Annotated in this window: 12 protein-coding genes; 5 read left to right on the forward strand and 7 right to left on the reverse strand. The window is 31.0% G+C overall.

Annotated features, from left to right (window positions below):
- Positions 1-85: 85 nt before the first annotated feature.
- Both B4L98_RS09785 and B4L98_RS09790 read left to right on the forward strand, forming a co-directional pair.
- Positions 86-2,452, forward strand: coding sequence for an outer membrane beta-barrel family protein (locus B4L98_RS09785; protein ID WP_286496095.1), 2,367 nt, complete (start codon positions 86-88; stop codon positions 2,450-2,452).
- A gap of 49 nt (positions 2,453-2,501) precedes the next feature.
- Complete coding sequence (locus tag B4L98_RS09790) at positions 2,502-2,960, forward strand: GNAT family N-acetyltransferase (protein WP_291078146.1); 459 nt, start codon at positions 2,502-2,504, stop codon at positions 2,958-2,960.
- 28 nt (positions 2,961-2,988) lie between these two features.
- Here the strand turns inward: B4L98_RS09790 and B4L98_RS09795 are convergent, their stop codons facing one another.
- From B4L98_RS09795 to B4L98_RS09815, 5 genes are all read right to left on the reverse strand, one after another.
- Entirely contained in the window at positions 2,989-3,165 is a 177-nt protein-coding gene (locus B4L98_RS09795; RefSeq protein ID WP_286496092.1) for a hypothetical protein, read from the reverse strand.
- A 17-nt stretch (positions 3,166-3,182) separates the two neighbouring features.
- A complete protein-coding gene (locus B4L98_RS09800; RefSeq protein ID WP_219034947.1) occupies positions 3,183-3,932 on the reverse strand; it encodes an SDR family NAD(P)-dependent oxidoreductase in 750 nt (249 codons plus the stop codon).
- A gap of 4 nt (positions 3,933-3,936) precedes the next feature.
- Positions 3,937-6,762, reverse strand: a complete 2,826-nt coding sequence (locus B4L98_RS09805) for a hypothetical protein (RefSeq protein WP_291058578.1) — start codon at positions 6,760-6,762, stop codon at positions 3,937-3,939.
- Positions 6,763-6,825: 63 nt separating this feature from the next.
- On the reverse strand, positions 6,826-7,452 hold the full coding sequence (locus tag B4L98_RS09810) for a carbonic anhydrase (RefSeq protein WP_219034949.1): 627 nt from the start codon (positions 7,450-7,452) through the stop codon (positions 6,826-6,828).
- Positions 7,453-7,458: 6 nt separating this feature from the next.
- The gene (locus tag B4L98_RS09815; protein WP_125350239.1) at positions 7,459-7,737 is read right to left on the reverse strand and encodes a GNAT family N-acetyltransferase; all 279 of its coding nucleotides are present in this window, start codon (positions 7,735-7,737) and stop codon (positions 7,459-7,461) included.
- Between the two features lie 268 nt (positions 7,738-8,005).
- Here B4L98_RS09815 and dnaN point away from each other — a divergent pair, with 268 nt between their 5' ends.
- From dnaN to B4L98_RS09830, 3 genes are read left to right on the forward strand one after another with little or no spacing between them, the layout of a single operon-like run.
- Positions 8,006-9,124 (forward strand): DNA polymerase III subunit beta, encoded by a 1,119-nt coding sequence (dnaN, locus tag B4L98_RS09820; protein ID WP_038337242.1) that lies wholly within the window; start codon positions 8,006-8,008, stop codon positions 9,122-9,124.
- Positions 9,125-9,160: 36 nt separating this feature from the next.
- Positions 9,161-11,590: a phenylalanine--tRNA ligase subunit beta gene (gene pheT, locus B4L98_RS09825; protein ID WP_291050907.1), complete on the forward strand. Its 2,430-nt coding sequence runs from the start codon at positions 9,161-9,163 to the stop codon at positions 11,588-11,590.
- Positions 11,591-11,603: 13 nt separating this feature from the next.
- The gene (locus B4L98_RS09830) at positions 11,604-12,038 is read left to right on the forward strand and encodes an META domain-containing protein (protein WP_219034952.1); all 435 of its coding nucleotides are present in this window, start codon (positions 11,604-11,606) and stop codon (positions 12,036-12,038) included.
- A 37-nt stretch (positions 12,039-12,075) separates the two neighbouring features.
- On the opposite strand, the gene B4L98_RS09835 is transcribed toward B4L98_RS09830, so the two are convergent.
- Together B4L98_RS09835 and B4L98_RS09840 are read right to left on the reverse strand one after the other, a co-directional pair.
- A complete protein-coding gene (locus B4L98_RS09835) occupies positions 12,076-13,452 on the reverse strand; it encodes an AAA family ATPase (RefSeq protein ID WP_219034953.1) in 1,377 nt (458 codons plus the stop codon).
- Between the two features lie 139 nt (positions 13,453-13,591).
- Complete coding sequence (locus tag B4L98_RS09840) at positions 13,592-14,890, reverse strand: cation:proton antiporter (protein ID WP_286496087.1); 1,299 nt, start codon at positions 14,888-14,890, stop codon at positions 13,592-13,594.
- Positions 14,891-14,950: the final 60 nt, after the last annotated feature.

The following is a 14,950-nucleotide window of genomic DNA, read 5'->3' on the forward strand; positions in this document are numbered from 1 at the left end:
CATAAATTACACATTAACTCATCGTTAACCGTTCATTAACCAAGTAAAATCGAAACTTGAAAGAGATTTGTTAAAAATCTGAACCATGAAAATAGTAATAACATTTTTTCTGCTACTTCCAAATTTAATTTTTGCACAAATTATTTCTGGAAAAATTATCGATGAGCAAAATCAACCAATCAAAAATAGTTCTATTGAAGTTGAAATTCCTTCACAAGATCCAATTGTAGCTGAATCGAATGAAAATGGCGAATTTAATTTTGAGCTTCATCAAGCACAATCATTTACAATTTACATTAAAGAATTTGGTTACCAAGAATTTGAAAAGACATATCAAGCTAACTCAGAAAACTCTTTGATTATTACGCTTCAAAAAGATGAAACAATTAACTTAAAAGACGTTGTTTTTTCTAGTCAAAAACCTTTGTTGAAACGAAAAATTGATCGAATAGAATTTAATGTCGAAAATACGCCTTTGCAAAATTTAAGTGCTTGGGATATCGTGAAAAACACGCCAAATGTTCTTCTAAAAAATGAACAGTTAAGTGTGAGAGGAAATACGCAAATTTTAGTCACAATTAATGATAAAAAAACATTAATGTCCCAAGATGATTTGAAACAATTGTTGGAAAATACTGATGGTGCAACAGTTTCTTCGGTTGAAGTCATTACCAATCCGCCTGCAAAATATGAAGCTTCTGGAAGCGCGATTATAAATATTAAAATGAAGAAAAATGTGCTTTCTGGTTACAAAGGACAAATTGCGACACGTTATCATCAATCTATTTATAGCAAAGGAATGCTGGGTACTACCCAATCTTACAATACAGAAAAATGGCAATTGACAGGAAGTTATTATTTTGTGAATGGAAAATATGTTCGCAAGAATTTTGATGTAACAACTTATGAAAAAGATCAGACACGCTGGGAAAGTGACATGATTCGTCGAACAGTTGCGAAACAACAACATATTTACAACTTTGCTTCTCAATATTCAATTGATAGTTTACAGAATTTTCAGTTTGGAATAAATGGTTCTAGAAATCCTGCTTCAATTGGGAATTATAACGTTCCGACAAATATTTACAATACAACAAATAATCAACTTGAATCATTTTATAAAACACAAAATCATCGTCGCGAAGCTTCAAATAATTTTAATACGTATTTGGTTTATGACAAAAAAATTGCGAAAAATAATTTGACTTGGAGTAACAATTTTAGTCATCGTTATTACAAAGAAAATCAAGATGTTTTAACAAAACTGAATTTCAAGGATAAACCTTATGAAGAAAATCGTTTTTTGAGTGCTGCACTTCAAAAATTGAATCTATTTTCTACACAAATTGATTATAGTTTCACTAATGAAAATTTCGGCTTGGAAGCGGGAGCGAAATATAGTTTTGTGAAGAATGATAATGATTTAGATTTCTTTGAGTCGATTCAAAATCAAATCGAATATCAACCCGAAAAAAGTAATATTTTTGATTACAAAGAACAGATTTTTGCGTTGTATATTTCTGGAAATTACAAATGGAAAAAATGGGAAGCAAAAGCTGGTTTGAGATCTGAAACAGCTCTTATAAATACGATTTCTGATAATCCAATTAGCCAAAATAAACGAACAAACACCGATCTTTTTCCAACTTTATACGTCATGTATAATTTTGAAAATACTGGACAAATTGGTTTGAATTATGGAAAAAGAATTGATCGACCAGATTATAATTTCTTGAATCCTTCAAAATCATATTACAATCTGTTTTCTTATTTTCAGGGCGATGCCAATGCAATTTCTACGATTATTCACAATTTGAGTTTATCTTACACTTTGAAAGATTGGAATTTTGAAGCCTATTATCGATACGAGAAAAATCCAGCGATGGAAATTTCTATTCAAAATCCTGAAACTTTCGAAACAGTTTATCATTTTACAAACATCAAAAATGGAGAAGCTTTTGGAGCAAATCTTTCGAAAAATTTTAATCTAAAATCGTGGTGGAAACTGAATTTATTTACATTTGTGGAATATAATCAAAATTATTTTTTCGGACCAGATCAACAACAATACAAAAATGATGTGTTTACTTATTATATTTCTTTAAGCACTCAATTGGATTTAGACAAAGCAAAAACATTTAATATTTCGACAGGATATCATTATAATTCCCCAGCTATTCAAGCTTCATTTGATATTAGTTCTTCTCAAAATACATATTTGATTTTAAACAAAAAAATATGGGATAAACGTTTTGAAATTGGTTTGGTTTTCAATGATATTTTTAAAACTGATCGCAATACGATTTCTACGAAATACGCAAACCAAAATCAATATTTCAAAGATTATCGCGATACACAATATTTTATGTTGAATTTGAAATACAATTTCGGAAACCAGAAAGTAAAAGAAGCGAAACAAGCGGAAAAAACTGCAGAACAAAATAGAATTTAGCGTTACAAAAAAAACTTAAGTTTTATTAAATTTGAGGAAAAGCAATAAAATGAATTCAGTAAAAATCATTCGAACAAATTCTTCTAACAAAGATTTTCAAGAATTGGTAACAGAATTAGATAAAGATTTAGCGATAAGAAATGGCGAATTTCATTCTTTCTTTTCGCAATACAATAAAGTTGACAAAATAAATCACGTTGCTATCGCCTATTTAAACGAAAATCCTGTTGGTTGTGGCGCTATAAAACATTATTATGATACAACGATGGAAGTGAAAAGAATGTATGTAAATCCTGATTTTAGAGGAAATAGAATTGCAGGTAAAGTTCTGAATGAGTTAGAAAATTGGGCAATCGAATTAAATTATGAACGATGTATTTTGGAAACCGGATTGAAACAACCCGAAGCAATCGCGTTGTATGAACGATGTGATTACACAAGAATCGAAAATTACGATCAATACAAAGACATCGAAGAAAGTGTTTGTTATGAAAAAATATTGAAATAGAAAAGCTGAGCGATGCTCAGCTTTTTTATTATTTATTAGATTCTTTTACCATTTTGTTCATTTCGGATGCCGTAATTTCACCATCCATAATCATGTACATTTGTTGATCATCGCTGTTAATACTCATCAACACATTTTTAAAAACTTTCGCATTTGCATTTTCCGTTAAAAAGCGAATTTTACTTCCGTCCTTATTTATCGACATCAATTTTTCGAAATAGATTATTTTTTCAAGAAAACAGTTCCTCCAGCTTGCGCTTTTGGAAAAATTGTAACATCAGCAATTTGTACATGTTCTGGTTGTTGCAACAAATACTCTATTGCATTTGCAATATCCTCTCCAGCCAATGGTTCAAAACCTTTGTATACATTATCCGAAAGTTCTTGATTTCCTTTGAAACGAACCAAAGAAAATTCTGTTTCTACCGCTCCTGGCGCAATATTGGAAACTTTGATTCCGTAAGGTAACAAATCATAACGCATTCCTTTGCTTAACGATTCTACCGCCGCTTTCGACGCACAATATGTTCCTCCATTTGGATAAACTTCTTTTCCCGCAATCGAAGAAAGGTTGATGATATGAGCATTTGATGATTGTTTAAGAATTGGAATAATTGCTTTCGAAACGTAAATTAATCCTTTTACATTGATATCAATCATTGCTTCCAAATCCTCCAAATCAGCTGTATCAAAAGGTGCTAATCCGTGCGCATTTCCCGCATTATTGATTAAAACATCAATATTTTTCCACTCATTTTCTAAACTTTCTACTGCATTAAAAACAGCTTCCTTGTCTCGAACATCAAATTGAATGGTTTTTACTTCCGTAATTTGACTCAATTCTGCCTGAATTTCATCTAATCGTTCTTGACGACGCCCACACAAAATTAAACGATAATTTGGTGCTAATTTCTTTGCTGTCGCCATTCCTATGCCAGATGTTGCTCCGGTTATGAAGACTGTTCTTTTCATTTTCTTAAATAATTAAAAGTGCTTTTTTAAGACCGTCTAAGATACAAGCTAAAAAGAAATTAAAAAATGATTTATCCTGTTTTCGTTCGATATTTTCTACTTTTTCTTCTTTCATTTTTCCACGAGAATCATTCTTTACCGCTGCATTTCCAACTGCTGATAATAATTTCCTTTTCGAACCATCATCACGCAAAACATTCACTTTCAAATTTTGATAATCTATTCCAAAATTTCCTCCAGCAACTTTATCATTTCCATCAAAATTAAATTTTATTTGATTGAAAAATCCATCAACAGAAACCTTAAGATATGGTTTCACAAAAGGATCGAGATTTTTTGCAGGAAGTTTTGAAATTGAACCATTGATATTAAATTTCTCTGAACGATTCATTGGATTAAATGTCCAATTTGCACGCAAATCTCCATTCATAAATTCTGAATGCCAATCAACATCAACGTTTGGTAAAGATATTTTACGATAACCCGAATTGACATTTTTAACCCTTGCATTTATCGACGAAAACGTCAATTTTCCTGTTCCAATACTTTTAGCCGTTTCCTCTTCATATTCTAATTTAGAGTTGACCAATTGCAACTGTTTCACCCCTAAATCGAATTTCATTTCACGTAATTTTTGTGAAAACATTGTTTTACGTTTTGTGTCATCAGGTGGAACCAAACTTCTATAAATATTTGCATAAAGCTGGTTCAATTTTATTTGATTCGCTTTCAAGAAAAAATCTTTTGAAGGCGAAATTCCCCATTGTATACCGTTTCCTTGCAATTGTTTCACAGAAACAGTATACAAATCAGCTTGTTTTTGCAAAGATGCAGTATATGCTTTTCGAGTAAGTTTTGGTGTCAATTTTAATTGATTTAACGTCAAATTTCCATTCTGAAACTGCAAAGCTCCAGTAGTCATCTTATATATTTTTCCTAAATCAAAATCGATTCCCGAAGATTTCAGTAATACAGATTTATAAGAAAAAGGAATCGCTTCTTGAATTGTTTTTGGATCAACATTAATTTGATTAAACGCTAACTGAATTTGCTTCAATGTTAAATTCGGCGTTTTTTGTTGATAAGGAATCACATCTAAATGTCCATTTACCAACGAAATTTTATCGACTTTTATAACATCGTTAAATTCTTTTGACGTTTTTCCTTCTCGTTGCGCCACTCGTCTTGGCTGTCCATAAATTGTAAATTTTGGATTTTTGAAAATAACCTGATTGATTCGAAGTTCTTTCCCATAATCATTTTTCAATCCTAAAACCGTCAAATTAACATTATTGAAATCAAATTTTTGAGAAGCTATAAAACGCGATTGCTTGATTTGAATTGTATCAATTCCAAGGTTAAAATTAATCAAGAACTTTTCTGTTGCTTTTTCAACTTTCTTCGCAATAACTTTTTCATTCTTTTGATCGATGATTTTCACATTTACCTCATCCAATTTGATTGAATTGGTATGAAAATAAAAATCACCATTTTTGATTCCCCAACTGTTATTATTCAACGTCAAAATTGGCGCTTCGACATCTAATAATGTGTTTGATTTTGTATAATTTCGATTAAATTGATTTTTTGAAATTAATGGTTTCATTTTGAAATTTTTCAGAATCAATTTCTTTTCAGTTAAATCAAAATTAGATGCTGTTAACGTGTGCATTTCATTCAATCGATAATACATCGAATCCAACTTAATACGGAAAGTTTTATAATCAATCGGAATATCATTTGTGCGTGTCAACGCATTCATTTTTATTCCTTCGATATTTAACGCCACATTATTTATTGCATATTTTACCGTTTTTGCATTCGAGAAGAGTGAACGAATTTTACCATTTTCTATTTGTAATTTTTTGATATTAATTAACTCCGCATCTTCCGTTTTTATGCTTACTTTTTTAGTTGATTGTTTCTCAACTTTATTCTCAGGTTTGGCAGAAATAATGGCAATTTTTGGATTTTTGAATTTGATTAAATCTGTTTTAAAATATAATTTATCTTCTGAAGTAAATCCCCAATCCATCTTAGAAAGCGAAAGAAGTGGTGATTCAATATCCAATAAATCATTTTCAGAATCGTTTGGAACGTACATTTTTCCGTTCATTTTAAGTGGTTTCATCAAGAAATTATCCAACTCAAAATCAGTTTCATTAAAACGAACTTTTCGTGCTCTAATCAATTGTTGATCTTTAACCACAAAAAACATCGAATCTAATTTAATATCAAAAGCAGAATATCTGAACGGAATTTTTTTGTCCGCTGTTCGCTCATTGAAACGAACACCGTCAAAATCAATCGAAAAATTAGAAACATTTGCAATATGTTTTTTCCCTGATTGAGAATACAAATTGAATTCGCCGTTGTTTATATTTACATTGGAAACATCAATACTTTGACCAACTTTGGATTGCGCTGTATCTTTTTTGACCGAATCTTTTTTCTCTTTAAGATAATAATTTACAGAGGGATTATTGATGTTGATTGAATATGCTGTAACTTCTTTTTTGGTAATTAATTTTATAAAATTGATACCGACAACATTTATTTCTTTCACTTTTCCTGTTGCATCAATCGAATCCTTTATCAACAAAGAATCTTTTGGAGAAACTTCAACATTTTTTAGTGATAAAGACGAATTAAAAATAGAAAAGCTCAAATCTTCGTAAGTCAGATTATAAGCCGTATCGTTTTTTTCTGCAATGATTTTTGGAAGTCGATCATTCAGAAAATAGGAGATGTAAAAACTTAAAATAAAAAGTACCGCAATAATAGAAATTAAAGCGATACCTATTTTTTTTATCCAACGGTTTTTAATCATTGATATAGTTTGGTTAACAGTCTTAAGAACAATTATTATACCAGATATAACAAAATGTTAAATTTATTCGTTGATATCGTAGATTTCTTTGATATTTTCTAAGATTTTATCGAAGTTTAAATTCAAATCAATTAATTTCCCAGTAAACAAATCGAACACCCAACCGTGTACTTCCAATCCATTTTCCATAGCACGTTGCACGAAAGGATTTTTTACCACATTTACACATTGTTCTTGTACATTTAACTCTACCAAACGATTATAGCGCATTCCTTCGTTTTCGATTGCATTTAATTCTTCTGAATGTAAACGATAAACATCTCGAATATTACGCAACCAAGGATTCATCATTCCTAAATCTTTCGGAATCATTGCAGATTTAATCCCTCCACAATTATAATGTCCACAAACTATAATATGTTTCACTTTTAGGTGTTCTACCGCATAGTCTAAAACAGAAGTGGTATTCATATCCAAACTAATTACCATATTAGCAATATTGCGGTGTACAAAAACCTCACCTGGCTCCGCTCCCAACAACTCTTCTGCCGTCACACGACTATCCGAACAACCAATGTAAAGCACTTCTGGATTTTGACCAGCCGAAAGCTTATCAAAATATTGCTCGTCTTGTCCTAAACGTTTATTTACCCACTCTTGGTTGTGTTCAAAAACTTTTTCTAAATTCATAATTTTCTAAATTACATCTTGTACTTCTGGATGTTTACCAACATAAACGCTCACATAACTACAAAATGGAATGATTTTCAACTGATTTTTTCTTGCGTAATCTACAGCTTCTAACACTAATTTTTCGGCCAAACCTTGTCCTCTCAATTCGGGATTAACACCTGTATGATTAATCAACATTTGTTTTTCTTTCAGCATAAAAGTTAATTCACCAACTTCTTTATTATTCTCATCAAGAAGTATAAAAACTCCATTTTTTCCTTCTAAATTCAATTCAATTTTCATAGAATAGTATTTTAAATTCAAATTAATCTTTTTGGATGAGATTTGGTCAAAAAGATTTGTTAAAAGTCTCGATATACAAGACAAATTTACGGGTGAAAAGTTTTTAATTCAAAGAAAATTTAAACAAATAATAACAATCAATTTACAATCATCTTTCTATTTGATAATCAACAACAAGCCATTCTATATAATATTTAATGTATAGGTTTGAGTTTTTTACTTGATTATTTATTACATTTGTTAGATATTTTAAGGAAATATTCTTCATATGAAATTTATTGTATCGAGCAACACGTTATTAAAAAATGTTAACTTAATCGGAGGGGTTATAAACTCTAATAATACTTTACCAATCCTTGATAATTTTTTATTCGAATTGGATGGTAGCCAATTAACTATCACTGGTTCTGATTTAGAAACAACAATTTCAACAACTTTAGAAGTTGAGTCTAATGATAATGGAAAAATTGCAATTCCATCAAAAATCTTAACTGACACGTTGAAAACTTTCCCTGCGCAACCGCTTACTTTTATCCAAAAAGAAGGAAATACGTTGGAAATTGTTTCAGAACAAGGAAATTATCAGTTAGCATTCGAAGACGCAAACGAATATCCTCAAACGCCAGATATCGAAGACGCAAGCTCTACAACACTTAGTGCAAGCATTTTATCAGAAGCAATTATCAAAACTATTTTTGCGACAGGAAACGACGAATTACGTCCAATTATGACAGGAGTCTTCTTCCAAGCAAATGCAGATATTTTCCGTTTTGTTGCTACAGATGCGCATCGTTTGGTAAAATATACTCGCAATGGCTTAGACAATTTACAAGCTGCTGAATATATTATGCCGAAAAAACCACTTAACTTATTGAAAAATATTTTAGGAGGAAATAATGACGATGTAACAATCGAATATAACAATACAAATACACGTTTTTCATTCCAAAACATCGTGTTAACTTGTCGTTTGATTGATGGTAAATATCCTAATTATGAAGCGGTAATTCCAAAAGAAAATCCAAATGTATTAACGATTAACAGAAACTTATTCTTGACATCTTTGAAACGTGTGGCAATTTTCTCTAACAAAACAACAAACCAAGTTCGATTAAAATTAGTTGGAAATTCATTGACAATTTCTGCTGAAGATATCGATTTTGCAAACAAAGCAGAAGAAAGACTTCCTTGTGATTACAACGGAACTGATTTACAAATCGGTTTCAATTCTCGTTTCTTAATCGAAATGTTGAACAATTTACAATCAGAAGAAATAACATTAGAAATGTCTGAACCGAATCGTGCAGGAATCATCAAACCAGTTGATGGACTAGAAGATGGCGAAGAAATCTTAATGCTAGTTATGCCAGTTATGTTAAACGCATAATCAAAAAGAATACATAAAATTCATTTATACAATACAATGAAAATTTCATACAATTGGCTAAAAACCTACATTGATACAGATATCACACTTGATGAAGTGTCTTCAACACTTACAAGTACGGGTCTAGAAGTTGAAGGTGTAGAACAAGTAGGTGGAGCTAAAAATTATTTGGAAACCGTATTAGTTGGTAAAGTTTTATCAGCTGTGCCACATCCAAACGCAGATAAATTAAGAGTTACTAAAATAGATTTAGGAGACGGAAAAGAAACGCAAATTGTTTGTGGAGCTCCTAATGTTGCAGAAGGTCAAAATGTTCCTGTTGCAACTGTCGGAACGGTTTTACCTTCACCAGATGGTGAATTTAAAATCAAGAAGGCAAAAATTCGTGGTGAAGAATCTTTCGGAATGATTTGTTCTGAAGTAGAATTAGGAATTGGTACAGATCATTCTGGTATTTTAGTTTTACCAGAAGATTTAAAACCTGGAACTTCTACGTTCGACCTATTCGGAAAAAATGATGAAGTTGACCACGAAATCGAAATTGGTTTAACGCCAAATCGTGCGGATGCAATGTCACATTTTGGTGTAGCGCGTGATTTACATGCGGCCCTTAAAACTCGTGATATCGCGTCAACATTCAAAACATATGATGTATCAAATTATCCTACGACAGATTTCGGAAAAAATCCTATTTCTATCGAGGTTAAAGATACAGAAGCAGCGCCTCGTTATGCAGGTGTTTACTTAAAAAATGTAAAAGTTGCTGAGTCGCCAGATTGGTTAAAAAATCGTTTAAAAGTTATAGGATTATCGCCAATTAATAATGTGGTTGATATTACCAATTACATTTTACACGATTTAGGACAACCTTTACATGCTTTTGATGCAGCTAAAATTGAAGGAAATAAAGTAATCGTTCAGAAATTAGCAGAAGGAACAAAATTCACAACTTTAGATGGCGTTGAACGTACATTAAAAGGACATGAATTGATGATTTGCAACGAGAATAATCCAATGTGTATTGCTGGAGTTTTCGGAGGAAAAGATTCTGGAGTTTCGGATGCAACGACAACTATTTTCTTAGAATCAGCATATTTCGAGCCAGTAACAATTCGTAAAGGAGCGAAAGCACATGCATTAAATACGGATGCTTCTTTCCGCTTTGAACGTGGAATTGATCCTAACATAACTATCGACGCGTTGAAGAAAGCTGCGATGATGTTAGTTGAAATTGCTGGTGCTGAAATTGCATCTAATATTGATGATATTTATGCAAATCCTATTCAAAACTTTAATGTAAAATTACGTTTACATAAAGTGGTTGAATTATTAGGAGTTGAAATTCCAGAACATAAAATCAAATCGATTTTAGAAAATTTAGAAATTAAAATTTTGTCAGAAAATGATGGAATTTTAGATTTAGAAGTTCCAGCTTATCGTGTAGATGTACAACGTGATGTAGATTTGATTGAAGATATTTTGAGGATTTATGGATACGATAATATCGAAATTCCTTCAAAATTCTCGTTTTCTTATGTTCCAAATCAAAAAGTTAGTCCAGATAAAATCGAAGATTTTATTGCGCGTCAATTGATTTCTTTCGGATTCAATGAAGCGATGAATAACTCGTTAACGAAAAGAGAATACGAAGAAATTTTCTTTTATCCAGAAGGTGAAAGTGTTGCAATGTTAAATCCGCTTTCTGCTGATTTAGCTGTAATGCGTCGCATTTTATTGAATGGTTTATTAGAAAATGTTGCGTTCAATATCAACCGTCGTAATTCGGATGTTAAATTATTTGAATTTGGGAAAGTTTATCGCAAAATTGATGGTATTTACGAAGAAAATAAATGTTTAGGAATCGTTCTTTCAGGAAACTTTAATAGCGAATCGTGGACAGGAAATTTACGTAAAGCTTCATTTGCTGATTTGAAAGGTTTGATTAAACAAATTTTTGTTCGATTAGATATTCAAATTACAGATGAGTTACCTGCAAAAGATGATAATTTCTTAGATGGAATTGAATTTGTTTCTGGTCAAAAATCATTAGGAAAACTTGGAATCATCAGCAAAAAATTAGCAAAAAAATTAGGCGTTAATCAAGATGTTTTCTTTGCTCAATTAAATTGGGATGCAATGGTTGCTTTAGCAAACAAACACGATTTGAAATACAAAGAAATCTCTAAATTCCCAGGTTCTCGTAGAGATTTAGCTTTATTGCTTGATTCTTCTGTGAAATATGAAGAATTGTACAAAGCGACAAAAGAAGTCAAAACGAATTTGTTGAAAGCCGTTAATTTATTCGACGTTTACGAAGGAGATAAATTGCCAGCTGGTAAAAAATCGTATGCTTTAAGTTTTATGATTCAAGACGAAAATAAAACATTAAGCGATCAAGAAATTGATGGTTTAATGAATAAATTAATCAAATTGTATCAAGAAAAATTCAACGCTGAGTTGAGATAAAATATTCCGAAAAATGAAAAAGATTGTAACTTTATTTTCAGCAACTATTTTGATGAGTTTTATAGCAACTTCTTGTTCTACAAGCGCAAGTACTGCTAAAATTAAACCTAAAGCGGAAGTTTCGATTTCAAATCAAAATTGGTATTTGATCAACGATAACAACGTAGTAAAAGGTTTGTACGATAAAGACGTGATGTTGGTTATTGACGAAGCTAATTCGACTGTAAGTGGATTTGCAGGTTGCAACAATTTCAATGCTTCTTTTACAAAAGTTAGCGGCGTTACAAGCTTTGTTAATTTTTCTGAAACTAAAATGGCTTGTCCTAATTTGCAAGAAGAAAAAGCATTTTTATCGATGTTGAAAAGTGTAAATCGTTACGAAGTTTCAGGAAAAGAATTACATCTTTACAAAAGCAATATTTTATTATTAAAATTCAAAACAATTTAGTTTTTATAATAAAAAAGCTCCTTACAAGGAGCTTTTTTTATGTTTCTTTATTTTCTTCTACCGATTTTATCTCAACAGTATCATCACTTTGCTTGAAACCAATTTTAGTAATCGGAATTTCTTTTGATGATAAATAAAACTCTAAATCAGCATTTAATTCGATCAGACGATGCGGAAAATCTTGACCAACATTTTGCTTGGCTTCTGTTAAGAAAATTGCGCAATGTTTTAAATAATCAGGCGTTAATTTCGATTTTGCTTCTTGAAATGCAGAAAACAATACCTTTTCTGTCATCACAATATTTTTCGTTTCATCTTTTCTGTATAATGCATATAAACGTTTTTTAAGCGATTGTGTAAAATCAATCATCATTGTATTTGAGAAAATTTTCATTTCAGCCGCATAAGGCGTCCAGAAATCTTTGTTCAACGCATTTTGATTTTTCAAAATTGATAATAACGGAGAATCTTGCGCCAAATTCGTAGTCATGTGATGTAGAAGTAATTGTTTGCGCTCGTCAAAAGTTGGAGGAAAAATCGGAATATGTAAATCAAAACGACCAGGTGCAACGATTTCATCATTCAAATTTGCTAAAGATTCAACAGCTCCAACAATCAAAAGTTCTTTCGTATCATTTTTCTGAATATGTCTAAGAACGGAATAAAACAAATCGACCATTTCGGGATAAATGGTATTTACAGAAGTAGAATGTAATATTTCGTCGAACGAATCAATAAACAATAATGTTTTAGGTTGATTCATCTTTTTTGAAAGAAAATCGGAGAATTTATTCTTTTTGTTATCAAAATTCCCAACTAAATAATCATTGAAAATATGTACAAATTCGTAACCAATCATATCCGCTATTTTCTTTGCCCAATATATTTTCCCACTACCTGGAGGTCCATACAAAATCAAGCCAGCAGGTTTTGAGATTCCCCAACTTTCTCCTTGATCTTTGCTGATAAATGGATCTAACATATCAGTCATATAAAAATACAAATCAGTATAACCAACTAAACTTTTACCAGAAAAATCTTCGCATTGCGGAAATGCTTTTTCTATAAACGGATATTTTCCCCCAATGTAAGAATGAATCAAATAACTTGACACTCCCGTTTTCATCTGCTTTGCAACCTCGGCAGGAATTCCATTTGTCACAAAAAAATGAAGCACTTCTTCTTCTTTCGCTCCAATTGTTTTAGCGATTTCTTCTATTGTTTTTTCTTTGGAATAATCTTCGGCATATCTTTTTAAGAAATCTTTATTCTCTTCCGAAAATGTTATAAATTGTTGTGTTACATTAAAATTTTCGTCAATACAAAAACTCAAATCAATATTAAAATCATTGATAAAATTCTGTAAACTTCCTAAAGATATTTCGAGTTGATTAGATAAATCCTTTAATTTCATTCTGTTGGCTTGTTCTAATTTCTATTAAAAATAAAGATTAATTCGTGAACTAAACCATTTTAAGTTCTAAACTTCTGTTAAAGGAGCAAGCGCATCTATAGATGCGCTTGCTCCTTTTAATTGTATATTTTAAAATTATTTACAATTTAGATGAATTAAGATAATCTTCCATTTCTTCTTTATTTGCTTCATCAGATTCGTCTTTTAGAACACGATGAGCCACTTTACCTACAGTTAAACCTTGAATAACGATTGAAAATAAAACAACGATGTATGTAATCTCTAATAACAAATCTTTCCATTCCGAATTTGGCATCGAAAGAACTAACGCAATTGAAACTCCTCCACGAATTCCTCCCCAAACCAAGACAATAAGTGAACCTTTAGAAAAAGTGTTTTTTCTTAAAATAGTACGAGCTGGAATAACAATTGATAATGTTCGAGATAATAGGACTATAAAAATTGTGGCAATTCCTAATAGAATTTGATCCATTAAATCTTCTATTAACAACAATTCGAAACCTATAAAAAGGAATAAAATGGCATTCATTACCTCATCAATAAGCTCCCAAAATTTGTTTAAATAATCTTGAGTTGTTTTACTCATTGCGAATTTCTTTCCATAATTTCCGATTATTAAACCTGCGATAACCATAGCTAAAGGACTAGAAATATGAAGTTCTTTTGCAATCAAAAATCCTCCCATTACAATCGACAATGTAATTAAAGCTGAAACTTTATAATCATCAATTTTTTTCATCGAATTAGACGCTGTAAATCCAAGTAATAATCCAAGTAAGATTCCGCCTCCGGCTTCCATTAAAAATAATTTTGAAACACTTGAAAAATCAGCATCAAAGCTTGGATTAGTTGCTATTTGTAAAACTACTGCGAACATTACAACGGCCACACCATCATTAAACAGTGACTCTCCTGTAATTTTTGTCTCAATAATTTTAGGAACTTTTGCTTGTTTCAAAATTCCTAATACAACGATTGGATCAGTTGGTGAAATTAATGTTCCGAACAATAAACAATAGATATACGGAATTTGAATACCAAAATATGGCGCAATGTAATATAAAATTACTGATATAATAAATGCTGATAATACTACTGATATTGTAGCATAAGTAGCAATTGTCCATCTCAAGTTTTTCAAATCGAGAATATTAACGTGCATTGCGCCTGCAAAAAGCAGAAAATTAAGCATTGCGCCCATCAATATTTCATTGAAGTCTAAACTATTAAAGAGTTGAAACATGTCTTTTGTAGCATCAGGAAAATAGCTATCTCCCAATAAACGGATAGCGATAGATACTAACATGGCGATAATCATAATTCCAATTGTTCCAGGTAATTTTAGGAATCGAAGGTTTGCATAAGAAAATAATGCAGCAAGAACAATTAGAACCGAAAAAGAATAATATAGTTCCATTGGTATTGATTGATTAAAATTTGGAAAAAGTTACAAAAAAAGGCAATATCCAAAAAACTG

Source organism: Empedobacter sp. UBA5528 (assembly GCF_002426075.1).
GTDB classification, from domain to species: Bacteria; Bacteroidota; Bacteroidia; order Flavobacteriales; family Weeksellaceae; genus Empedobacter; species Empedobacter falsenii_B.